This is a genomic window from Pseudomonas sp. BS-2016, from assembly GCF_001806145.1.
Classification (GTDB): Bacteria; Pseudomonadota; Gammaproteobacteria; order Pseudomonadales; family Pseudomonadaceae; genus Aquipseudomonas; species Aquipseudomonas lundensis.
Genome location: NZ_MLCT01000015.1, coordinates 490,161 through 513,769, shown reverse-complemented (window position 1 = coordinate 513,769; position 23,609 = coordinate 490,161). Strand labels below are relative to the sequence as shown.

The window sequence follows — 23,609 nt, the reverse complement described above, 5'->3', positions numbered from 1 at the left end:
TTCAGGTCGACGGCAGTGAAACTGAATATCAATTGAAAATCATTCTCGACAAAAAGTAAGATGACGCCCCCTTTCCTTCATGCTCCAGGGAGTCGGTTTGTCGGATATGGATCTCAAGGGCTTGTTCCTCAAGCATGCCAGCACCCTGCGCGGGTACTTGGCGCGCAAGGTACGTGACCCACAGCTCGCTGCCGATCTGGTGCAGGAAAGCTTCCTGCGTATGGTTGAGCATGGACGAAAAGCGAAAATCGACAACTCTCCCGGTTACCTTTACCGCACGGCGCGCAACCTGCTGGTGGACCACATCCGTCAGGAAACCCGTCGAAAAACCGACTCGGTAAGCCATGAAGCCTTGGCTGAAATTGAGGATGAAATGGCAGGGCTGGAGGCCCAGGCAATGGCCGAGCAACAGCGCAAAGCCTTGAAGCAGGCGCTTTGCGAACTGCCCGAGCGAACTCAGGAAATATTTCGACTCAACCGGATCGAAGGCATGACCCACGCTGAAGTGGCGCGTCACCTTGAAATCTCTGATAGCTCAGTGCAAAAGCATCTGTCCAAAGCCTTGGCTTATGTCATGCAGCGTCTGCAGACGCCGGAGCAGTAATATTCCTACCTATCGACGAATGGCTTACTGAAAATCTTCACGCAAGACGTCACTGCCTATACCTAACGAGAATTTGAGATTCATACGTGAATAGCCAAGGCCCCGAGCAGCAGATCATTACGCAGGCGGCCGCCGAGTGGGCGGTGCGTCTGCACGCGGGCGCGTTGAGTGACGAGGCGCAGGCGCACTTGGCGCAGTGGCTGGCGTGTGATGAGCGTCATGGGCCTGCGCTGCAGTTTGCGCAGCAGACATGGGCGGCGCTGGGCGAGTTGGCGCTGGAACCGCACCCACTCAAGCCCGCGGCTCATCGTTCACGGCCCGAGTCGCCGCGTGCCCGGCCTGCGCCCGTTACTCGACGCCGTCGGCCGTTGCGCTGGGCAGGGCGTGCGGCGGCAGTTTGCATGGTGCTGGCAGTGGCGTGGGTTGGCGGGCCGAACCTGCTGGTGCAGATGCAGGCTGACTATCGAACCGGCACGGGCGAGTTGCGCACTGTGCAACTGGATGACGGCAGCTCGGTGGAACTGGATGCGTCGAGTGCCATTCGCATTGACTACGACACCCACGAGCGGCGCATCAGCTTGCTGGCCGGTTCCGCCGTGTTTGACGTTGCGCCCATGGGCGAGGCCGAAACCCGACCGTTCGTGGTGCAAAGTGCCGGGGGGCAGACCCAGGCCCTGGGCACCCAGTTTGTTGTCGGGCGCCAAGGCGCGGATCAGGCCTGGGTCGGCGTTTTGCAACACAGCGTGGCGGTCAGCGTGCAATCGCCACCCAGCGGGGGCGCCGCGCAACAGGTACTCAAAGAAGGCCAAAGTGCGCGCTATACCCCACAGCGCGGCGTGCAGTTGTTGCCGGGCTTTGACCTGAGTTCAGCCACCGCTTGGCGCCGGGGCGTGCTGGTGTTTGACCGCCAGCCGCTGGACCAAGTGATTGAGCAGCTCAACCGCTATCGCCCCGGCCAGGTCGTACTGGCCAACCCGGCATTGGCCAGTCGGCAGGTCAGCGGTGTTTTCCGCCTTGAAATGCTCGATGGCGCGCTGCACACCCTCACCCGCGAACTGCACATCAAACGCGTCGAACTGGCCGGTGTCAGTCTGATTTATTGACCGGTGATGCTGCCATTAATCGGCAACACGGGGCTGCGAGCCATCAGCGAATCGCAGCCCCGTTTTACCTTTTTGAACATTAATCGCAAAAACCCTTACTGAGTTTTCCCTGCTCGCACGTCTTGCTATTGAGATTCATTCGCAATGCAAATCGTGCACGTTTGGGGATAACAAGAATGGTGTTCAATCAGCGCAAAGGGGTAGGGGCCGCCAGCCGGTTAGCCTTTGCAGTTCATGTCGGTGTGTTCGCGTCGTTGGCAGCGCAGGCGCCTGCTCAGGCGGCTGAAAAAGCCGAGAGCGCAGTGCAGCAAACGTTCATTGCGTTTCATATTCCGGCCCAGCCGCTGGACAAAGCGGTTCTGCAATTTGCCGAGCAGGCCGGTCTGCAAGTGCTGTTCGACAGCCACCTGCTGCAAGGTCTGCATGCCCCGGCACTCAAAGGCGACTTCGGGGTACAGGAAGGCCTGGCGCGACTGGTAGGCAGCAACCCGATTGAATACCGCTTCACGGGCGAGCGCCAAGTCACCCTGACCCGGGTGGACGGCAACCCCACCGGCGCGCTGGCCCTGGGCACCACCTCTATTTCTGCCAGCGAGGCCGAAGGCAATAGCGCTGACTGGGTGTATCAGACGCCTGAAGCGGTTTCCGTCATCACCGGCGAGCAAATCAGTAAACGTGCGCCACGTCACGCCGCTGACATGCTGGAAGAAACGCCCGGCGTGTACACGGCAGTGGATCAACGCGATCCGGGGTTATCAGTGAATATCCGCGGCCTGCAGGACTACGGCCGCGTCAACATGAACGTTGACGGTATGCGTCAGAACTTCAACGTTAATGGTCATCAACATCGCAATGGAGTGATGTTGATCGATCCGGAAATGATCTCCAGCATCGAGATTGAAAAAGGCTCGCAATCGGGTATGGGCGGTGCGGCGGTAATCGGCGGGATTGCCACCTTCAAAACGCTGGAAGCCAGCGAATTTCTCAAGGACGGCAAATCATTTGGCGGCCGTGTTCGTGCGGGCAGTGGCCTGGGCGAAATGGGTAATGGCACCTATTTCAATGGCGGCGGCGTGTTCGCATTCGGTAATGACATTGGCGATGCGTTGTTTGCGTATAGCGAGCGCCATTTTGGTAATTACCGCAGCGGAAGACAGAATGCGGACAACCTGGGGGATTCAATCCGGGTCAAAAAATACAGGCGTGAAGCCTGGAACGACTGGTTGAACAGCGAAGTGGGCGATGCGGGTAGTGTGACACGCTCACAAATGGTCAAGTTCGGGCTCAATCTGCCCAATGATCAGCGGGTACAACTGAGCTACTTGAACACCGACAGCGACAGTAATGATTCGTGGACCTACGCCACCCCGGATCAGAAGAGTTACGACTATGTGCGCCACAGTAAAAACAATCTGGGCACTGCCAACTACGCCGTTGACTACAGCTACAACCCGGACAACGAGCTGATTGATTTCAAGAGCAAGCTGTATTTCGTCAGCACAGAGCTGGAACGTGCGAATGCACGGCATATGGCGACCGCCGACAACGCATTCGATGCGTACAAGGATCGTTTCCGTACCGACACATGGGGGCTGCAAGCACAAAATACCTCGCTGTTTAATTTCGACACGTGGGGTCAGTTGAATTGGACGTATGGCCTGGAGATGTATCAGGACACGTTCAAACCCAAGACCCACAAAGTCTCTGCCAAAAACGAGTCAACGTTGCCTTACATCGAAGGTGCGGACCCTGCGGGCAAGCGCAGCATGGCCAGCCTTTTCAGTCATCTGCAATACGACTATGACGGCTGGCTGACAGTCAGTGGGGGGCTGCGTTATGACCGCTACCGGCTAGAAGGCGAAACCGGCATGACCTTGTATCGCAAAAAAGTCATCCGTCACGAAAACGGGGTCGATGTGATCGGCAGCGGTCCGGCCGTTCGGACAGAAGACCTTTATGACATTGATCGCACGGACGGCAAGTTTTCACCCACCTTCGGTCTCGCGGTCAAACCGGGGGTGGACTGGTTGCAGCTCTACACCCACTGGGGTAAAGGCTGGCGCCCGCCCGCCGTGACAGAAGTCTTCATGACCGGACGACCTCACGGCGGCAATGCACCTGAACGGGTATTTCCTAACCCGTTCCTGAAGCCTGAAGAATCTCGGGATTGGGAAGTCGGATTCAACATTTTTAAAGAATCATTGTTTTTTAATAATGACCGTCTCGGTATGAAAGTTTCGTACTTTGATAACCGCATCAAGAACTTTTCATTCATGCAGTACGGCATCATGTTGCCGGAAGAAACGGCCACGGGTAATTTTGGTGATTTGGCCTACGTTAACAGTTTGAGCGATACACGTTTCCGAGGCGTTGAATATCAACTCAACTACGACATGGGGCGCATGTATACCAACTTCAGTTATACGCACATGATCGGTAGTAACGATTTTTGTTCGAAAGATTACTTTATGGGTGGCGCCAAAAAAACCGGTAAAAAATTAAAAAGTGGCTATGAACGGTTTCAATTGCCTAACGGGCGCTGGAGCTTACGTGCCGTGCACGAAACGGAATGGCTGGATAATGACGAGCGTAATAATAAAGTCAGTTGCGGCGGGGTCATGGGCGCGGCGGCTTACATGCCAGCTGACCGCGGCTCTTTAACGGTCGGCGCACGGTTTCTTGAGCGTCGTCTGGATACCGGTGTCCGTTTGCGTTATAGCCCCGGCAACGGTTCAGATATCAATACCCATAACTATCAGAGCCTGGAACAAGCGACGTGGCCCAAGTACAGCGTGTATGACCTGTATGCCAGTTATTGGGCAACCGATGCGTTGAACCTGACACTGGTATTGGAAAACGCCACTGACGAAGCCTATTTCGTGGCCATGGGCGACGCCAATAATGTGAGCCTCGCGCGCGGGCGCACGCTCAGCGGAATGCTCGAATATAAGTTCTAAGTGATGCCCTGAGTTTTTAAAGGTTTGCTCATCTCGAGTGAAAGTGCGCGTGTGTGCGCAGCGTTATTAACTGTCCATTGAAAAGGATCAAGTATGACTATTTCGATTACTTACAACTCTGCATTTGGGGCTTTCTCGGTTCAGGATGCATTGAGCGCGTGGTCGACCGGGTTTACGACTGCTGGCCATGGCACCGGTAATACGGGCGGCTTTAATACCGGTGGGCGTGCAATGACGGGTGAGCAATATGCAACGCACGGTGCACAGGGTTCGGAATATGCATTTATTGCCGCAAGCGACACCGATAAGGGGCTCAACTATGTGTTCGATCCCAAAGTCTCCCCGGGCGATAACATGAACCATTACCTGTGGGGCGAATTGGATACCGTTACCTTGGGCACGGGGCTGCAGGGTGGAAACGGCACTGATTTCGGTTTGAACGACTACACCGCTTCCTTCAACGGCCTCGACCTCTCCGCGGCCAGTGACGCCGGCCGGGCAGGCAACGCTGTTCAGGACGTGATCTATGGCCTGATGAAAGGCGACGTCTCGGGCCTGGAAGGGGCACTCAACAACCTGCTGAGCGGGTTCGGCTTGTCCACCGATTCCACCTTCGACGACCTGGCCGCCGCCGGTCTGGCACACACCGACGCACCGCTGGCCGCCGATATCGATCTGGTGGGTGTGCAAGAGGTGGCTCAGGACTGGGCATTGGCGGCGTAAACCCCGTCTTGTCCTGTCGCCACGGTTGACGGTTGACGGTTGACGGCTGACAGGACGCCGTTGTGCCGCGCATGCTCCCCCCAGCGTGCGCGGTTTTGTTGGTTCATCGCTCACGGAATCGCTTCATGACCCGGCACAATGCCCACGTCGCCAACGAGATGCTGGCTGCCTTGACGGCCTACAAGCGTGCTTTTTTCAACATCGGCCTGTTCTCGGCCGTCATCAATTTACTGATGCTGGCCCCCGCGCTGTATATGTTGCAGGTGTACGACCGGGTGCTGGCATCGGGCAATCTCATGACCCTGTTAATGCTGACGCTGATGATCCTCGGGCTGTTCGCCCTGATGGGCGCGTTGGAGTGGGTGCGCAGCCAGGTGGTCATCCGCCTCGGCACGCAAATGGACATGCGCCTGAATCAGCGGGTGTATGACGCGGCATTTGAAGCGCAATTACGCACCGCCAGCCCCGCCGCCGGGCAGGCGCTGAGTGACCTCACCCGCTTGCGTCAGTTTGCGACCGGCAATGCGCTGTTCGCGTTTTTCGATGCGCCGTGGTTCCCCGTGTATCTGTTTGTCATCTTCATGTTCAGCCCGTGGCTGGGGCTTTTGGCCTTGGGCGGGGCCGTGGTGCTGATGCTATTGGCATGGATCAACCAGCGGGTTTCGCACGGCCCTTTAAAAGCCGCAAGCGAATGGTCGGTGGAGGCCACGCAGCAGGCCAGCGCTCACCTGCGCAACAGCGAAACGATCGAGGCCATGGGCATGCTCGACACCCTGCGCGAGCGTTGGCTGGCACAGCACACCGCGTTTTTGACGCAACAAAACCTGGCCAGTGAAAAAACCGCCACCGTCAGCGCCTGGTCCAAAGGTGTGCGCCTGGCCCTGCAATCGCTGGTGCTGGGGCTCGGGGCATGGTTGGCCGTGCAGGGGCAGATCACGGCGGGGATGATGATTGCAGGGTCGATCCTGATGGGGCGCGTGCTCAGCCCGATTGATCAGTTGATTGGCGTCTGGAAGCAGTGGTCGTCCGCCCGTTTGGCCTATCAACGTCTGGAGGCGTTGTTGCAGGCCTATCCGCCGCGCCCGCGTCGGATGGCATTGCCTGCGCCCACAGGTGAATTGTCCGTCGAGCAACTGGGCGCCTGCGCACCGGGCACCCGGCGCGCCACGTTGGCCAACCTGAGTTTCGCGTTGCCCGCCGGTCAAGTGCTGGGCGTCATCGGCCCTTCAGGCTGCGGCAAGTCCACCCTGGCGCGATTGCTGGTGGGGGTCTGGCAGCCCGTCACGGGCAAGGTACGGCTGGACGGCGCGGACTTGTCGCAGTGGGACAAACACCAACTCGGCCCGCATCTGGGCTATTTGCCTCAGGACATTCAACTGTTTGCAGGGACCATCGCGCACAACATCGCACGCTTTGCAGAGGTCAATGCCGACAAGGTGCTGGCCGCTGCGCAAATGGCGGGCGTCCATGAACTGATCCTGCAATTGCCACAGGGGTACGACACCGTGCTGGGCGACAGCGGCGCGGGGTTGTCCGGTGGTCAAAAGCAACGCATCGGGCTGGCGCGTGCCGTGTACGGCTTGCCCGCCGTGATCGTCCTCGACGAGCCCAATTCCAATCTGGACGACGCGGGAGAGCAGGCGTTGTTGCAGGCGATTACCCGGCTGAAAACCCTGAAGCGAACGCTGATCTTGATTACCCACAAGCCCAATGTGCTGACCCTCACCGATCAACTGCTGATCTTGCGTGACGGGCAACTGCAAGCGTTCGGACCGACCGCCAGCGTGCTGGCGGCACCGGCTTCGGGGCAAGCGCGCCCTGCGAAACCGGCCATGAACGTGAGCTACCGCCTCGGTGTGGTAGAGGCGGGCAAGGCATGAGTTTTACGAACGTTAAAGCGCTGGACGACCGTAACGTCCTGCAACTGGATGACCGCCGCTACGCGCGGTTGGGGTGGCTGTTGATGCTCGGCGGTTTTCTCGGTTTTCTCGGTTGGGCCGCGCTGGCGCCTCTCGATAAAGGCATAGCCGTCTCAGGCAACGTCATGGTCTCGGGGCACCGCAAAGTGGTGCAACACCCCAGCGGCGGAATTGTGGCGCGCATTGACGTGCGCGAAGGTGACAGCGTGACGGCCGGGCAGGTGCTGATTCGCCTCAAGGAGACGCCTCTGCGGGGGCAGGCGCAGTCGTTGCGTAGCCAGTTTTATGCGTCGCTGGCCAGCGAAGCACGGCTCAATGCCGAGGCCGATGGCGCCACACACGTGAGCTTCCCGCCCGAACTGCTGGCCCACCAGGATGAGCCCGAGGTGGCGCCCAATCTGGCGTTGCAAGCGCAGTTATTCCATAGCCGACGTCAGGCATTGCTGCTGGATCAGCAGGGCATCGGTGAAAGCATCGCAGGCGCCGAGGCGCAACTGCGTGGGGTGCGTGATTCCCAGGCCAATAAAATCCTGCAACGCACGGCCCTGACTGAACAGCTGGAAGGCCTGCGTGAACTGGCCCGCGACGGTTACATCCCACGCAACCGGCTGCTGGACAGTGAGCGCGTGTATGCCCAAGTGCTGGGGTCGATCAGCGAAGACTACGGGCGCAGCGGGCAGTTACAGCGACACGTGCAAGAGATGCGTCTGAAAGTGCGTCAGTTGGCCGAGGAGTATCAAAAGGAAGTCCGCACACAATTGGCCGAGACCCGGGTGCGTTCAGAAGACCTGCGTCACCGGCTGGCCTCGGCAGAGTTCGAACTGGCCAACAGTCAGCTGCGTGCGCCTGCGTCGGGCATTGTGGTGGGGCTGGACGTGTTCACCGAAGGTGGCGTTATCAAGCCCGGTCAGGCGTTGATGGAAATCGTCCCGCAAGGCGAGCCCTTGCTGGTGGAGGCGCGAGTGCCCGTTGAACTGGCTGACAAGGTGCATGCCGGGTTGCCGGTTGAACTGATGTTCTCGGCTTTCAGCCAGAGCACCACGCCCCGGGTGGCGGGTGAGGTGACGCTGGTGTCGGCGGATCGCCAGGTGGATCAACGTACTGACGAACCGTATTACACGCTTCGTGCCCAAGTCAGCGAAGCCGGGCTCAAGCAGCTGGCCGGTTTGCAGATCCGTCCGGGCATGCCGGTGGAAGCGTTCGTGCGCACGGGCGAGCGTTCGCTGCTCAACTACGTGTTCAAGCCCTTGCTCGACCGCACCCACATGGCGCTGGTGGAGGAATGAGCGTGCGCCGACTTTTTTACGCGGTGGTCATGGCCTGCGGCTGTTCGATGCCCTCGGCGCACGCGTTGGGGTTGCTCCAGGCGTATGACTTGGCCGTGCGTAACGATCCGACGTTTCAGGCGGCCATTGAAGAACGGGCAGCGGGGGAGGAAAACCGCGCCCTGGGTCGCTCAGCGTTATTGCCGACGTTGTCGTGGAACTACAACAACTCGCGTAATGCTTCGCAGGTCACCCAGGCTGACATGCGCACTGACCGTGACTACCGCAGTTATGCGTCGACCCTGACCTTGCAGCAGCCGTTGCTGGACTACGAAGCCTATGCCCGATTCCGACAAGGTGCGGCGCAAGCGTTGTTCGCGGATGAGCGCTTTCGCAGCAAAAGCCAATACCTGTTGGTTCGCGTGCTAAGTGCCTACAGCCAGGCGCTGTTGGCCCGCGAGCATATTGAGTTGAGCCGTGCGCAAAAGCGCGCCTATGCCGAGCGCCTGCAACTGAACCAGCGTTTGCTCAAAGGCGGCGAAGGAACGCGCACCGATGTGCTGGAAACCCGCGCGCGCCTGAGCATGGCCGTGGCGCAAGAAATCGAAGCGCAGGACGATCAGGACGCTGCGTTGCGTGAATTGGAAGCGATGTTGGGTAACCCGTTGCAGGTTGAAGACCTCGACCCGCTGGTGGCGCCTTTCACTGTCCCGCCACTGGAGCCCCAACGTTTTGAAAACTGGCGCGAACTGGCATTGGCCAATAACCCTGAACTGGCGTCGCAACATCATGCACTGACATCGGCCGAGTACGAAGTGGAGCGCAAGCGGGCCGGTCATCTGCCCACACTCAGCCTGTATGCCAGCAGCCGGCAGTCCAGCTCCGATTCAGAAAGTACCTATAACCAGAAATACGACACCAACAGCGTAGGCATTCAGCTACGTGTGCCGTTGTTTGCAGGGGGCTCGGTGTCGGCTTCCACGCGTCAGGCGGCGCGGCAATTGTCTCAGGCGCAGTACGAACTGGACGCACAGACCGCGGCCACGCTGGTTGACCTGCGCAAACAGTTCAACCTTAACAACAGCGCGGCGGCCAAGGTGCAGGCATATGAAATGGCAGTGGACTCCGCCAGTGCCCTGGTGCAAGCGACGCAAAAAAGCGTACGGGGCGGGGAGCGGGTCAATCTGGACGTATTGGACGCAGAGCAGCAGTTGTTCAGTGCGAAGCGGGATTTGGCGCAGGCGCGTTACGCTTATTTGCTGGCGCGGGTGCAACTCAAGTATTACGCCGGACTATTGAATGAAGGGGATTTGCAGCAGATGGCCGGGTATTTTCAACCCTGAAAACGCCAACCCTTGACGCTGCCTCGCGCCTCGTCGGTGACTACAGGTTGCAAAGTAGTCACCGACGAGGCGCGCAGGGCTGTGGTTTTTGGGGGTTACCGGCGAACCAGCAGCACACCCGATTCCATGTGGTGGGTCCACGGGAACTGGTCAAACACCGCGCAACGCTCGATGCGGTGGGTGTCGTGCAGTTGGGCGATGTTCTCGGCCAGGGTCAGCGGGTTGCACGAGATGTACAGAATGTTATCGAAGCGGCGGGTGAGTTCGCAGGTGTCCGGGTCCATGCCGGCACGCGGCGGGTCAACGAATACGCTGCCGAAGTCGTAGCTTTTCAGGTCAATGCCCTGCAAGCGGCGGAACGGACGCACTTCGTTCAGCGCCTCGGTCAATTCTTCAGCCGACAACCTGACCAGCGTGACGTTATCCACAGCGTTGTCGCGCAGGTTGTTGAGCGCGGCATACACCGAGGTCTTGCTGATTTCAGTGGCCAGCACTTTGCGCACGCGGGTCGCCAACGGCAGGGTGAAGTTGCCATTGCCGCAATACAGTTCCAGCAAGTCGTCCGAACGCTCGCCCAGCGCTTCGTAAGCCCAGTTGAGCATCTTCTGGTTGACGGTGCCGTTGGGCTGGGTGAACGCGCCTTCGGGCTGTTGATAACTGAACGTGCGGCCTGCCACGTCGAGTTTCTCCACCACATGATCGCGACCGATCACCACACGTTTGCCTTTGGAGCGGCCAATCACGCTGATGTCGAGGTCTTTGGCCAACTGTTCGGCGGCGTTCTGCCAGTGCTCGTCCAGCGGACGGTGGTAGCACAAGGTAACCATCGCATCGCCGGCTAACGTGGTCTGGAACTCGACTTGAAACAGTTTGTGGCTCAACGCGGCGCTGGCTTTCCAGGCAGCCTTGAGCTGCGGCATCAATTGATTGATGCGCAGGCTGGCAATCGGGAAGGTGTCGATCAGGATCGGCGTGCGCTTGTCTTGCGGGGAAAACATCGCGTAGTGACGCTCGCCCGCTTCGCGCCACAGGCGGAATTCGGCGCGCAGGCGGAAGTGTTCCATCGGCGAGTCGAAGACCTGAGGCTGTGGCGCGTCGAACGGCGCGAGTAACTCACGCAGACGATTGGCCTTGGCCTCCAGTTCGACGGCATAGGTTGCAGAATCAAACGGCAAGGCACTCATGCGTAAAACCAACCCAACTTGACCACGAACAGGACCGACAGAATGATCAACGGTGCATTCAGTTCGCGTGCGCGGCCCGACAGCAACTTGATCACGGTCCAGGAAATGAAGCCGAAGGCAATGCCGTTGGCGATGGAGTACGTGAACGGCATCGCCAGCGCGGTGATGACCACCGGTGCGGCAACGGTTACGTCGTCCCATTCGATTTCGGCCAGGCCACTCATCATCAGTACCGCCACGAACATCAGGGCTGGCGCGGTGGCGAAGGCCGGTACGCTGGCCGCCAGGGGCGAGAAGAACAGCGCCAGCAGGAACATGATGCCGACCACGATGGCGGTCAGGCCGGTACGGCCACCGGCGCTCACGCCCGCTGCCGACTCGATGTAGCTGGTGGTGGTCGAAGTACCGAGCAACGAACCGGCCATGGCCGCGGTGCTGTCAGCAATCAGGGCACGGCCCATTTTTGGCATGTGGCCGTCTTTGCCCATCAGGCCGGCGCGTTTGGCAACGCCGATCAGGGTGCCCGAGTTGTCAAAGAGGTCGACGAACAGGAAGGCAAAAATCACGCTGATCAGCCCGATGTCCAGTGCGCCTTTGATGTCCAGTTGCAGGAAGGTCGGGGCCAGCGAAGGCGGCATCGACATCACGCCACCGAACTCGGTCACGCCCATCAGGATGGACGCGACGGTCACGCCCAGAATCCCGATCAGCACGGCGCCACGGACCTTCAGGGCTTCGAGTGCCACGATCACGGCAAAGCCCAGGGAGGCCAGGACGACTTTGGGTTGCGTCAGATCGCCCATGCCGACCAGCGTGGCCTGGTTGGCCACTACGATGCCCGCGTTACCCAGTGCGATCAGTGCCAGAAACAGGCCGATGCCGGCAGCAATCGCCGAGCGCAGGGGCAGCGGAATGCTGTTGATGATCCATTCGCGGATGCGAAAGATCGACAACAGGAAGAACAGCACGGCAGAAATGAAGACGGCACCCAGTGCGACCTGCCAGGTGTGCCCCATGTGCAGGACCACGGTGTAGGTGAAGAAGGCGTTCAGCCCCATGCCCGGCGCCAGTGCGATCGGGTAGTTGGCGATGAGGCCCATGATGGCCGAACCGATGGCTGCCGCCAGACAGGTCGCGACAAACACGGCGCCTTTATCCATGCCGGTCTCACCGAGGATGCTCGGGTTTACGAACAGGATGTAGGCCATGGCCAGAAACGTGGTGATACCCGCAAGAATCTCGGTCCGCACGTTGGTGTTGTGTGCCTTGAGTTGAAACAGCCTTTCCAGCATGCCAGTCCCCGTGGCGCCCCCAGGCGCCGTTATTAAATCGTTTTCAACAGCAAAGCACAGACTTGTAGCGCCTGAAGATTTTCTGTCTGTCGGAAAAAGCCGCGCATCATACCAGCAGCTTCAGCGGATGGCTGCTTTGGTTTGGTTGAGCGGCGATGTTTTGTAACGACTGGGGGACAGGCATACTGTGTGCCAGTTTTTCGGGGGACTTATGACGCGCACCATCAACGCTGTTTTGGCTTGTTTGAGCCTGTTCCTCAGTGCAGGTCTGCAGGCGGCGCCAGCGCTGCCCTTGAGCGGGGTCGAGATTTTGCAGGTGGTGTCTAAATCGGGCGCTGCAGAGGAAGTGCGCGGCACGGACACCACCCATCGCACGCACCATGGCGCCAACATCCGCGTGCATGTGCTGGAGCGGGGCTATGGCGGTCATCAGCCGTGGGTAACGTTCAATGGCCATGAGGTCGATGGCACACGCACTCCGGTGTGTAACCAGGGCGAGGGGCTCGTGACCTGCAACGGTGCAGGGACCACGGTGGGCTACCTGTATACGTTCACCTTGAGTAACACCGATGGCGGCTGGTTCGAGTTTGCTAACACCTCGCTGGTGCCGCCGCATAACCGGCTCAGTGCGCGCCTCTATATAAAGTAGGTGTGCCCCAAACGCCGCGACTACGGGGCTTTTTCTTCCAGCATGCGGTCGCGTCTGGCCAGACCCGGGAACAATTTTATCCACAGCCCGGTGATGACCAGCGTTCCGACCCCGCCCATTACCACTGCGGGCACGGTGCCCAGCCAATGAGCTGTCGCGCCCGATTCGAACTCACCCAACTGGTTAGATGCACCGATGAACAGGCCATTGACGGCGCTGACGCGGCCGCGCATTTCATCCGGGGTTTGCAGTTGCACGAACGACGCGCGAATCACCATGCTGATCATGTCCGCCGCGCCGAGCACGACCAGGACTGCCATTGAGAACCAGAAGGATGTCGACAGCCCGAACGCAATGGTGGCGACACCGAACACGCCCACGGCCGTAAACATGATGCGGCCGACCTTGCGTTCTACCGGGAACCGGGCCAGCCACAATGACATCATCAGCGCACCCACTGCCGGTGCCGAGCGCAACATGCCCAGGCCCCACGGGCCGGTGAGCAGGATGTCTTTGGCAAATACCGGCAAGAGCGCCGTTGCGCCGCCCAGTAGCACGGCACATAAATCCAGTGAGATCGCGCCCAGCACGTCCGGGTGACGGCGGATGAAGCGAATGCCGCCCAATAGCGAGTCCAGCGTGGCCTTGCCTTTGTTCAGTGCCGCTTGCCGTGCAGGCAGGTTGCTCATCAACAGCGCGGCAATCAGGTACAGCGCAACGGAGGGGCCATACACCCAGACACTGCCAAAGGCGTAGAGCAAACCGCCAAATGCCGGGGCAATAATGGTGGCCGATTGCTGCGCCGCTTGGGCAGCGGCCACGGCGCGGGGGAACAGACTGACCGGTACGATCGAAGGCAACAGGGCTTGCGTGCTGGGCATTTCGAAAGAGCGCGCGCTGCCCAATAGAAACGCCAGCAGGAAGATCATCTCCCGCGTCACGTGATCGCTTGCGCTGCTGATGGCCAGTGTCAGTGCAATCATGGCCTGTACGGTTTGGCACAGCGCCGCCACTTTGCGGCGGTCATAGCGATCGGCCACGTGCCCGGTGTGTAGCATGAACATCACGCGTGGGGCAAATTCGATAAGCCCGACCCAGCCCAGGTCCATGACGTTGCCCGTCAATTGATAGAGGTTCCAGCCAATGGCCACGGTCAGCATTTGAAACGCACTGGCGGTAAAGATGCGGGCAAACCAAAAGGCGACAAACGGTCGGTGATGGCGCAGCAATAAAGGCGGGGTAGTCATCAAGAAGAGGGCCGTTGGTGCGGGCAGGGGAGAGCGCGAGATTATCATTAATCTGTAACAAGTGATGACGCGAAGTAGTGCGCGGAAAAGCTGACCAACGGGCGCTCATAAACCGTGTTCCAGCGATTACCTGCACTTCTTGCAACGGTCTATTCCGGGGCCTGGGACATCATGTCACGCGACAACAAACCACATTAGCCGCTCGACCAGAATGGACTACTCTTTCAGCAATGCTTGATCCAGATCAAAACACCTCGCGTTTTATCTGGAATGGCCAGCCGGCCAGATCCCCTTCGTGCCTTGGTTGAAAGAGCGAACACCGATTCGCACTGGCCCAGGCCTGCGGGACAGTTGGATACGGGCGCCGTGCCTGTGTTCTGAACGACCTGATACCTGATAGAGGAAAGCTTATGTTCGGTTTGGAGGCTTTAGATCTCGCCCGAATTCAGTTTGCGTTTACCGTATCGTTTCACATTATTTTCCCCGCCATTACCATCGGTCTCGCCAGTTATCTGATGGTGCTCGAAGGCATGTGGCTGAAAACCCGTGACGACACGTACCGCGATCTGTATCACTTTTGGTCGAAGATTTTCGCTGTCAACTTTGGTATGGGCGTGGTTTCCGGTCTGGTCATGGCGTATCAGTTCGGCACGAACTGGTCGCAGTTTTCCGACTTTGCGGGGTCTGTCACCGGGCCGCTGCTGACGTACGAAGTGCTCACGGCCTTCTTCCTTGAAGCGGGCTTTTTGGGCGTCATGCTGTTTGGCTGGAACCGCGTGGGTCGCGGCATGCACTTCTTCTCAACCGCGATGGTGGCCCTCGGGACACTGGTTTCGACCTTCTGGATTCTGGCCTCCAACAGCTGGATGCAAACGCCGCAGGGTTACGAAATCATCGACGGCCGCGTGATCCCGGTTGACTGGCTGGCGGTCATTTTCAACCCGTCGTTCCCGTACCGTCTGGCACACATGGCCACCGCAGCCTTTGTGGCGACAGCGTTCTTTGTCGGGGCCTCAGCGGCCTGGCACCTGTTGCGCGGCCGTAATACACCGGCCATTCGCCGGATGTTCTCCATGGCCATGTGGATGGCGCTGGTGGTTGCACCGGTTCAAGCCCTGATCGGCGATGCCCATGGCTTGAATACCCTGGAGTATCAACCCGTGAAGATCGCGGCGATTGAAGGTCACTGGGAAAACAAACCCGGTGAGCCAACTCCGCTGATTCTGTTCGGCATCCCGAACATGAAAACCGAAACCACCGACTACAAGATCGAAGTGCCGTACCTGGGCAGCCTGATCCTCACGCACAGCCTGGATAAACAGATCCCGGCCATGAAGGATTACCCGGCCGCTGACCGTCCGAACTCGACCATTGTGTTCTTCACCTTCCGCATCATGGTTGCGTTGGGGATGATCATGATCTTCATCGGTCTGTGGAGTGTCTGGTTACGCAAGCGCGGCACCCTTTACGAAAACCGCTTGTTCCTGCGTCTGGTGTTGTGGATGGGGCCGTCCGGTCTGATCGCGATCCTGGCAGGCTGGTTCACCACGGAAGTGGGGCGTCAGCCGTGGGTGGTTTACGGGCTGATGCGCACCGCCGATGCGTCGTCCAATCACAGTGTCACGCAGATGAGCATCACCCTGATCATGTTCGTGCTGGTCTACTTCTCACTGTTCGGGGTAGGGCTGGGTTACATGATGCGTCTGGTGCGCAAGGGCCCGGTGACTCACGAAGGCGACGAACACCCGTCCGGTGGTCCAGGTCAGCAACGCACGCCTGCCCGTCCTTTGTCTGCTGCCCATGAAGGCACAGAAGAAGGTCACAGCGACAGCCTGAACAAGGGGAATTGAGTCATGGGTATTGATCTGCCACTTATCTGGGCAATCATCATCATCTTCGGGATCATGATGTATGTGGTCATGGATGGCTTCGACCTCGGGATCGGCATCCTCTTCCCGTTCATCAAGGGCGAGAAAGACCGCGATGTGATGATGAACACGGTTGCGCCCGTATGGGACGGTAACGAAACCTGGCTGGTACTGGGCGGGGCCGCGTTGTATGGCGCTTTCCCGCTGGCGTACTCGGTGGTGTTGTCGGCGCTGTACCTGCCACTCATATTCATGCTCATCGGCCTGATCTTTCGCGGCGTGGCCTTTGAGTTCCGCTTTAAGGCCCGCGCCGAGAAGCGCCACATTTGGGACAAGGCGTTCATCGGAGGCTCGATTGCGGCGACGTTCTTCCAGGGTGTCGCGCTGGGGGCGTTCATTGATGGCATCCCGGTGGTCAATCGTCAGTACGCTGGCGGCGGACTGGACTGGCTCTCGCCGTTCACCGTGTTCTGCGGGATTGCGCTGATCGTGGCGTATGCCTTGCTCGGTTGCACCTGGCTGATCATGAAAACCGAAGGCCACCTGCAAGAGCGCATGCACAAGTTGGGTCGCCCTCTGGCATTGGCGGTATTGGTCCTGATGGGGGTTGTGAGCCTGTGGACACCGCTGGCGCATTCCGACATCGCGGCTCGCTGGTTCACGTTGCCTAATCTGTTCTGGTTCCTGCCCGTGCCGATTCTGGTACTGGTGACCATGTACGCATTGCTCAAAGCGATCGCCCGTAATGCCCACTACACCCCGTTCCTGTTGACCCTGGTGCTGATTTTCCTGGGTTACAGCGGGCTGGGTATCAGCCTGTGGCCAAACATCGTCCCGCCTGCGATTTCGATCTGGGATGCAGCGGCGCCGCCGCAAAGTCAGGGTTTTATGCTGGTCGGAACCCTGTTCATCATTCCGTTTATTCTGGGTTACACCTACTGGAGCTACTACGTGTTCCGCGGCAAGGTGACCCACGAAGACGGTTACCACTAGTCGCATGGGCCGCTGCGGCCTGAGGGTCGCAGCCATTGCCTGCAGAGGAGTGCTGAACATGGCTGGAAAAGATTATCTGAACGACGTGCAAGAGTGCGAGAAGAAGCCGCTGTGGCAACGCATTGGCTGGTTGCTGGTGATCTGGACCGCCAGTGTGGCGAGCCTGGCGGTGTTTGCCATGCTGGTACGCCTGTTTATGTCGGCGGCCGGGATGAAAAGCCACTGAATTCCCATCCCGTTGCCTTGCAGTACAGATAAAAACCCGCCTCGGCGGGTTTTTTTATCTATGCACACGCCTTGCTATACCCGCAGTCCGTGATCGCAGGACGCTTTACTTGCGCGCTTTGAGAATGACGAACTTGGGCGTCGCGGCCACTTGTTCGACACCCCGAAACAGTTTCGCCAACTTGCTGTGGTAGCCCAAATGGCGATTGCCGACGATGTACAGCGCACCCCCCACCACCAGTGCATCGCGGGCCTGATTGAACATGCGCCAGGCCAGAAAGTCGCCCACGACCTGCTGTTGATGGAATGGCGGATTACACAGCACCACGTCCAGTGATTGCGGCGCCTGGCCAGCCAGGCCGTCATCCGCCCGCACGACAACCTCGCGATCACCCAGTGCCGCCTGCCAGTTTTCACGTGCCGACTGCACCGCCATAAACGATTCATCGACCAAGGTGTAATGCGCATCCGGGTTACTCAGCGCACTGGCAATCGCCAGAACGCCATTGCCACACCCAAGATCCGCCACCCGCGCAGCCCCCAGATTTTTGGGCAGATGCGGCAGAAACGCCCGCGTGCCGATGTCCAGGCCCTCGCGGCAGAAGACGTTGGCGTGGTTGATTAACTCGATGGCGGGCTCATCGAGCCGGTAGCGGGTCGGATAAGGTGAGGTGAAAGGCTCTTTGTCTTCCACTGTCGCGCTCAGCAATCGTGCTTTTTTCACGGCCAATGAGGCCTGTACCGGCCCGATAAAGCGTTCCAACAGATCGCCGGCGGCGCGGGGCAAGTGTTTGATCATGGCGCCCGCAATCACCTGGGCGCCCGGCGCCAGTTGGCCTTGCAAACGGATCAGTTGTTCTTCGAGCAGCGCCAGGGTTTTCGGCACTTTGACTAAAACGCAATCAAACGGCCCGATCAGAGGCTGGCTCGCAGCAATGACGGTCACGGCATCGAATGCACACTGATGACGGGTGAGGTTTTTTTCCAGGGCCTTGATAGCCAGAAACGAGTCGCTGCTGCTGGTGACATGCATCGAGCCGACCAGGCTGATAGCCAGCGCACCAAAACTGTCATTGAGCACCAGGACACGGCTGCCTTTGGGCAGATTCTGTTCGGCCAGGTGATTGAGTAAATACTCGTCCGCAGCATCGAAGGCCTGAAGCGGCTCATTCTGTTGTTCAGGCTGGCGGATCAAGTGGAGTTGGGCGAACGGGGTGTCGAGCACAGGCATTTGAACAAACTCTGGGGAATCGACAGTGGCGTCTGTGCCTTGAGGGCAAGAATCAACACTGGCGTCCGTGGGGTTTACAGGTGTGCGCGATTTTACTTTTTTTTGCAGGGGATTACCTGACGCGTTTATCAGGTGAAGGGATGGATGTGAGCCACTCAGGCGTTTGGCTATAACAAGCCCGACTTGGTCGCGATGACCACGGCTGACGTTTTATTGTTCGCGCCCATTTTGCGGATGGCACTGCTGATATGGAAATTCACCGTCCGCGTGGTCAGGCTCAGGATCATGCCAATGTCAAAAGCGGTTTTGCCTTCCGCCGTCCACTTCAAGACTTCGGACTCACGCGCAGAAAGGCGATTGGCTTGAGGGGGCGGCTCGTGCCGGGGCAAATATCGCGCGGTCATGGACGTGTGCAGTTGGTTGCACAGCCACAGCACATCAGCAGCCTTCTCGGCGAATTCGAGCTCCGTGAGCGGCGTGTTTGAGCGGGCCAGACTCAGAATGCTGACAACGCCCCTGGAGTCGTGCACCGATTGTGACCATCCATGATTCAAACCGTACGCTTGAGTGCTCTCCCATAATTCGGGAACGTCATGAAACACCTCTTCGTCCCAGATGATGGGCGAGATGGATAACTGGCAATGGATGACAATAGGGTTTCTTTGTACATAATGATTGCTTTCGTACTGTTCAATAAATTCTTTTGGATAGTTAGTCAGCGTTTTACTATGCGTAACGATATTTCCATAACGGGGGATTAACCGAAACAGAAAGTATTCAAAACCATACATATGTATCTTTTTGAGTGTGTAATCGATCAGCTGACTTTCAGTTTTATGGCTAATGCACTGATTTTCGTAGGCTATTTGATAGGTCTTCATGAGGAGATCCTTTGCCCCTTGTTATGTGATCCAATTTGAACAACGTTGTCATAGTAGTTGAGATCTGTAGGAAAATTCAAAGCAGTTGGTCGTGTTTCTAAAATAAGTTTAACTGCCGCAATTAGTGCAAAAGCACGAGTATCGATATTCGATACAAAGTGCATGCTCATATGATTTCCCTATGCATGCTATGAGTGTGCGTATTTTTTGACGCCATTAAACCTTACTTGTTCTCGTAGCCGGCTTTGCACCAAGAACATGACACTTGTGCGATTCACGCCATGTTTAAAATGTTTATTTAAAACGCGTTTTAGATGATGGCAAAACAATGCCATCACAAATCGTCGGTGTTTCTTATGGGGCGTTTGCGCGACACTAGGGCACTAGCCAATGGAGTGCACCATGACTGCCAGCGCAGAAAAATTCACCCGTCAGGCCCTGCTTGATGTTCGTCCTATGACCCCGAGCCTTTTCACCCTGCGTACCACGCGGGACAAGGGTTTTCGTTTCACGGCAGGCCAGTTTGCCCGGCTGGGCGTGACCAAAGCCGACGGCAGTACGGTCTGGCGCGCGTACTCGATGGTGTCGTCGCCCCATGATGACTTCCTCGAGTTTTTCTCCATTGTCGTACCGGGGGGCGAATTCACCAGCGAGCTGAGCCGTTTGCAAGTGGGTGATACGTTGCTGGTTGATCGGCAGGCGTTTGGGTACTTGACCTTGAATCGGTTTGTGGATGGCCGCGACTTATGGCTATTGGCAACCGGCACAGGGGTGGCGCCATTTTTATCGATTCTTCAGGACTTTGAAGTGTGGGAGAAGTTCGAGCGCGTCATTCTTGTTTACAGTGCGCGTGAAGAAAAAGAACTGGCTTATCAGCCGTTGATTCATCAACTAATGCAGCGAGAGTATTTGGCTGAATATGCGCACAAGTTTATCTATGTGCCTGTTGTGACACGTGAAAAAGTCGCGGGTGCATTGAATCAGCGAATGACATCGCTTATTGAAAGTGGCGAGTTAGAGCGTGCTGCAGGTGTAGCGTTAACGGCTGAGCATTCACGGGTGATGATATGCGGTAATCCTCAAATGATTGAGGATGTTCGCGCGCTTTTAAAACACAAAGCCATGCGGCTAAGCTTGACGCGAAAGCCGGGGCAGATAGCGGTCGAGAACTATTGGTAAGGCTGCTCCCTCAGTGACGCTCATATAAAAACGGCGCCTGATGGCGCCGTTTTTTTAACAGCCGGTTTAAGGCCGATTGTTTTGTACCTTGAGCAAGTCGCGAATTTCGCCCAGCAACTCCTCTTCTTTGGTTGGCACCGGCGGTGCGCTTGGCGCGACAGCCTCTTCACGCTTGAGGCGATTGATCGCCTTGACGCCCATGAAGATGGCAAATGCCACAATGATGAAATCGATCACGCTCTGGATGAATTTACCGTAGGCAAGCACAACGGCCGGGGCATCGCCCACGGCGGCTTTGAGCGTAATGGCCAGGTCACTGAAATCCACGCCACCGATCAACAAACCCAAAGGAGGCATGATCACATCGCCGACGAAGGATGAAACGATTTTGCCAAATGCCGCGCCGATGATAATACCGACGGCCATATCGACCACGTTCCCTTTGACCGCGAAGGCCTTGAACTCACTTATCACGCCCATAGGTTATTCCTTGTTACAGATGAGGTTGGTTAACGCAGTGTAAATCAGCCTTGGGGATCTTGCCCGATTGGCTGTTTGCGGCTACGCGTTTGTTATCGACCGGCCAGTACGTCATAAGTTTTCAAATACTCGGCAGCGCCCGCCAAATACGCGACTCAGAGGTTCAACTCCAGACTTTTTTCTTAATGGGTTGCTTGAGACCTTTCTATTTAGACTTTGCCCCGCCGACCTCTAGCCTTTGCACCGTGCACGTTGATGCGCCCCCAATGATTAGAGGATCTACGCATGACCACCTCCCTTGGCTTCGGACTGTTTTCACAGCGACGCGTGCTGTGTGTGTTGAGCGCCAGCCTACTGTCGGCTTCTGTCCATGCCGCCACCTTGACCCGCGATAACGGCGCTGCCGTAGGCGATAACCAGAATTCGCAAACCGCCGGGGCCAACGGCCCGGTGCTGTTGCAAGATGTCCAACTGCTGCAAAAGCTGCAGCGTTTTGATCGTGAGCGCATCCCTGAGCGGGTCGTACACGCCCGTGGTGCGGGTGCTCACGGTACGTTCACCGTGACCAACGACCTCAGCGATCTGACCAAAGCCAAAGTGTTTGCTGGCGGTGAAGTCACCCCGGTGTTTGTGCGTTTCTCGGCGGTGGTGCATGGCAACCACTCGCCCGAAACCTTGCGCGACCCACGCGGTTTTGCAACCAAGTTCTATACCGCAGACGGTAACTGGGACTTGGTCGGCAACAACTTCCCGACGTTCTTTATCCGTGACGCGATCAAGTTCCCGGACATGGTGCATGCCTTCAAGCCTGACCCGCGGACCAACCTGGATGATGATTCCCGTCGTTTCGATTTCTTCTCCCATGTACCGGAAGCGACCCGTACCCTGACTGAGCTGTACTCCAACTCAGGCACGCCGGCCAGCTACCGTGAAATGGACGGTAACGGTGTCCACGCGTACAAACTGGTGAATGCCAAGGGCGACGTGCGGTATGTGAAGTTCCACTGGAAAAGCCTGCAAGGGCAGAAAAACCTTGATCCGAAACAGGTGACTGAGGTTCAGGGCAAAGACTACAGCCACATGAGCAATGATCTGGTCACCCACATCAAAAACGGCGACTTCCCCAAGTGGGACTTGTACGTGCAGGTGCTCAAGCCTGAAGACCTGAAATCCTTCGAGTTCGACCCGCTGGACGCCACCAAGATCTGGCCGAATGTGCCGGAGCGCAAAGTGGGTCAGATGGTCCTGAACCGTAATCCGGCCAACGTGTTCCAGGAAACCGAACAGGTTGCCATGGCGCCTGCCAACCTGGTGCCGGGTATCGAACCGTCGGAGGACCGTCTGCTGCAAGGCCGCGTCTTCTCTTACGCCGACACGCAAATGTACCGTTTGGGGGCCAACGCCCTGCAATTACCCATCAACGCTCCCCGTGTAGCCGTCAACAATGGCAACCAGGATGGCGCGATGAACCTCGGTCACACCACCACGGGTGTGAACTACCAGCCGAGCCGCCTGGAACCGCGTCAAGAGCCGCAAACCGCGCGTTACAGCGAGATGGCCCTGTCGGGGACGACTCAGCAAGCGAAGATCGCGCGTGAGCAGAACTTCAAACAGGCGGGCGATCTGTACCGGTCATTCAGCAAGAAAGACCGTCAGGACCTGATTGACAGTTTCGGCGGCTCGCTGGCGACAACGGACGATGAAAGCAAACACATCATCCTGTCCTTTCTCTATAAAGCGGACCCTGAGTACGGAACCGGTGTAACCCACGTCGCAAAAGGTGACCTGAGCCGCGTCAAGGCACTGGCTGCCAAGTTGGTCGACTAATACGCACTCCCTGTAATCGCTGCTGGGCAGTGGTTGCAGGGTTTACCTCCGGGAGGTCGCACCATGCGTTTTTTTATACCGTTCGCCGTGCTGTTTATCAGTGTCTGCGCTCAGGCCGATGAGCCGGACATGCGCGTGCAACTTCAGGATTATTACTTCGACGCTGCCCGCCGAGGTGATGTGGCCATGCTCGAAACCTTCATTGAGTCGGGGTACGCCCTCGACACTCAGGACAGCAAAGGCTACAGCGCGTTGATTCTGGCGGCGTATCACGGCCAGTCCGACGCGGTCGAGCGTTTACTGGCCGCCGGGGCCAATGCCTGCGTGCAGGACAAACGCGGTAACACCGCCTTGATGGGCGCTATTTTCAAAGGTGAGCTCAAGATTGCCCGCCGGTTGCTGGCCACCGAGTGCAACCCGGACCAGCGTAACCAGGCAGGCCAGACTGCCGCCATGTACGCGGGGCTGTTTAAGCGTGTGGAGTTGCTTAACGAACTGACTCACCACGGCGCGGACCTGAATGCCGAAGATCCGTTGGGTAACAGTGCCGCTCGGCTGGCCAAGGGTGAAATCCGCATGCCGGTGGCGCGCTGATTGAGGCCGAGTGGGCTATCATCGCGTTTTTTTCCGTGGAGTTCA

At 58.0% G+C, this 23,609-nt stretch carries 20 protein-coding genes; 14 read left to right on the top strand and 6 right to left on the bottom strand.

What is annotated here, in order from left to right; all coding sequences use genetic code 11:
• Nucleotides 1–97 precede the first annotated feature (97 nt).
• The 7 genes from BKD70_RS07790 (at nucleotide 98) to BKD70_RS07760 (ending at nucleotide 9,914) form a co-directional block, all read left to right on the top strand.
• Nucleotides 98–604 carry an RNA polymerase sigma factor gene (locus tag BKD70_RS07790; RefSeq protein ID WP_047273542.1) on the top strand — a complete coding sequence of 169 codons (507 nt, stop codon included), beginning with the start codon at nucleotides 98–100 and terminating at the stop codon, nucleotides 602–604.
• An 86-nt stretch (nucleotides 605–690) separates the two neighbouring features.
• Complete coding sequence (locus BKD70_RS07785) at nucleotides 691–1,707, top strand: FecR family protein (protein WP_047273543.1); 1,017 nt, start codon at nucleotides 691–693, stop codon at nucleotides 1,705–1,707.
• 176 nt (nucleotides 1,708–1,883) lie between these two features.
• Nucleotides 1,884–4,664, top strand: coding sequence for a TonB-dependent receptor (locus BKD70_RS07780; RefSeq protein WP_047273544.1), 2,781 nt, complete (start codon nucleotides 1,884–1,886; stop codon nucleotides 4,662–4,664).
• Nucleotides 4,665–4,757: 93 nt separating this feature from the next.
• A complete protein-coding gene (locus BKD70_RS07775; RefSeq protein WP_047273545.1) occupies nucleotides 4,758–5,387 on the top strand; it encodes a heme acquisition protein HasA in 630 nt (209 codons plus the stop codon).
• A gap of 125 nt (nucleotides 5,388–5,512) precedes the next feature.
• Nucleotides 5,513–7,267 (top strand): type I secretion system permease/ATPase, encoded by a 1,755-nt coding sequence (locus BKD70_RS07770; protein ID WP_047273546.1) that lies wholly within the window; start codon nucleotides 5,513–5,515, stop codon nucleotides 7,265–7,267.
• Complete coding sequence (locus BKD70_RS07765) at nucleotides 7,264–8,592, top strand: HlyD family type I secretion periplasmic adaptor subunit (protein WP_047273547.1); 1,329 nt, start codon at nucleotides 7,264–7,266, stop codon at nucleotides 8,590–8,592. Before BKD70_RS07770 ends, BKD70_RS07765 begins: the two co-directional genes overlap by 4 nt.
• Before the next feature lie 29 nt (nucleotides 8,593–8,621).
• Complete coding sequence (locus BKD70_RS07760; RefSeq protein ID WP_047274263.1) at nucleotides 8,622–9,914, top strand: TolC family outer membrane protein; 1,293 nt, start codon at nucleotides 8,622–8,624, stop codon at nucleotides 9,912–9,914.
• 95 nt (nucleotides 9,915–10,009) lie between these two features.
• Here BKD70_RS07760 and trmA read toward each other — a convergent pair whose 3' ends face one another.
• Nucleotides 10,010–11,098, bottom strand: coding sequence for a tRNA (uridine(54)-C5)-methyltransferase TrmA (gene trmA, locus BKD70_RS07755; protein WP_047273548.1), 1,089 nt, complete (start codon nucleotides 11,096–11,098; stop codon nucleotides 10,010–10,012).
• Entirely contained in the window at nucleotides 11,095–12,390 is a 1,296-nt protein-coding gene (locus tag BKD70_RS07750) for an NCS2 family permease (RefSeq protein WP_047273549.1), read from the bottom strand. Before BKD70_RS07750 ends, trmA begins: the two co-directional genes overlap by 4 nt.
• 211 nt (nucleotides 12,391–12,601) lie before the next feature.
• Here BKD70_RS07750 and BKD70_RS07745 point away from each other — a divergent pair, with 211 nt between their 5' ends.
• Nucleotides 12,602–13,039, top strand: coding sequence for a DUF4879 domain-containing protein (locus tag BKD70_RS07745; RefSeq protein WP_047273550.1), 438 nt, complete (start codon nucleotides 12,602–12,604; stop codon nucleotides 13,037–13,039).
• Nucleotides 13,040–13,059: 20 nt separating this feature from the next.
• On the opposite strand, the gene BKD70_RS07740 is transcribed toward BKD70_RS07745, so the two are convergent.
• Nucleotides 13,060–14,286: an MFS transporter gene (locus tag BKD70_RS07740; RefSeq protein WP_371913981.1), complete on the bottom strand. Its 1,227-nt coding sequence runs from the start codon at nucleotides 14,284–14,286 to the stop codon at nucleotides 13,060–13,062.
• A gap of 410 nt (nucleotides 14,287–14,696) precedes the next feature.
• On the opposite strand from BKD70_RS07740, the gene BKD70_RS07735 reads away from it, so the two are divergent.
• The 3 genes from BKD70_RS07735 to BKD70_RS07725 are packed head-to-tail and all read left to right on the top strand — an operon-like array spanning nucleotide 14,697 to nucleotide 17,373.
• A complete protein-coding gene (locus BKD70_RS07735; protein WP_047273552.1) occupies nucleotides 14,697–16,136 on the top strand; it encodes a cytochrome ubiquinol oxidase subunit I in 1,440 nt (479 codons plus the stop codon).
• Between the two features lie 3 nt (nucleotides 16,137–16,139).
• The gene (gene cydB / locus BKD70_RS07730) at nucleotides 16,140–17,147 is read left to right on the top strand and encodes a cytochrome d ubiquinol oxidase subunit II (RefSeq protein ID WP_047273553.1); all 1,008 of its coding nucleotides are present in this window, start codon (nucleotides 16,140–16,142) and stop codon (nucleotides 17,145–17,147) included.
• Nucleotides 17,148–17,205: 58 nt separating this feature from the next.
• Complete coding sequence (locus tag BKD70_RS07725; RefSeq protein WP_047273554.1) at nucleotides 17,206–17,373, top strand: DUF2474 domain-containing protein; 168 nt, start codon at nucleotides 17,206–17,208, stop codon at nucleotides 17,371–17,373.
• Nucleotides 17,374–17,478: 105 nt separating this feature from the next.
• On the opposite strand, the gene BKD70_RS07720 is transcribed toward BKD70_RS07725, so the two are convergent.
• Nucleotides 17,479–18,603 carry a methyltransferase gene (locus BKD70_RS07720; protein WP_047273555.1) on the bottom strand — a complete coding sequence of 375 codons (1,125 nt, stop codon included), beginning with the start codon at nucleotides 18,601–18,603 and terminating at the stop codon, nucleotides 17,479–17,481.
• A 167-nt stretch (nucleotides 18,604–18,770) separates the two neighbouring features.
• Entirely contained in the window at nucleotides 18,771–19,484 is a 714-nt protein-coding gene (locus BKD70_RS07715; RefSeq protein WP_047273556.1) for a LuxR family transcriptional regulator, read from the bottom strand.
• 402 nt (nucleotides 19,485–19,886) lie between these two features.
• Here BKD70_RS07715 and BKD70_RS07710 point away from each other — a divergent pair, with 402 nt between their 5' ends.
• Nucleotides 19,887–20,663 (top strand): ferredoxin--NADP reductase, encoded by a 777-nt coding sequence (locus BKD70_RS07710; RefSeq protein ID WP_047273557.1) that lies wholly within the window; start codon nucleotides 19,887–19,889, stop codon nucleotides 20,661–20,663.
• 66 nt (nucleotides 20,664–20,729) lie between these two features.
• Here BKD70_RS07710 and mscL read toward each other — a convergent pair whose 3' ends face one another.
• On the bottom strand, nucleotides 20,730–21,143 hold the full coding sequence (mscL, locus tag BKD70_RS07705) for a large-conductance mechanosensitive channel protein MscL (RefSeq protein ID WP_047273558.1): 414 nt from the start codon (nucleotides 21,141–21,143) through the stop codon (nucleotides 20,730–20,732).
• Between the two features lie 285 nt (nucleotides 21,144–21,428).
• On the opposite strand from mscL, the gene katB reads away from it, so the two are divergent.
• Together katB and BKD70_RS07695 are read left to right on the top strand one after the other, a co-directional pair.
• Entirely contained in the window at nucleotides 21,429–22,970 is a 1,542-nt protein-coding gene (gene katB / locus BKD70_RS07700) for a catalase KatB (protein WP_047273559.1), read from the top strand.
• Nucleotides 22,971–23,033: 63 nt separating this feature from the next.
• Nucleotides 23,034–23,564, top strand: coding sequence for an ankyrin repeat domain-containing protein (locus tag BKD70_RS07695; RefSeq protein WP_047273560.1), 531 nt, complete (start codon nucleotides 23,034–23,036; stop codon nucleotides 23,562–23,564).
• Nucleotides 23,565–23,609: the final 45 nt, after the last annotated feature.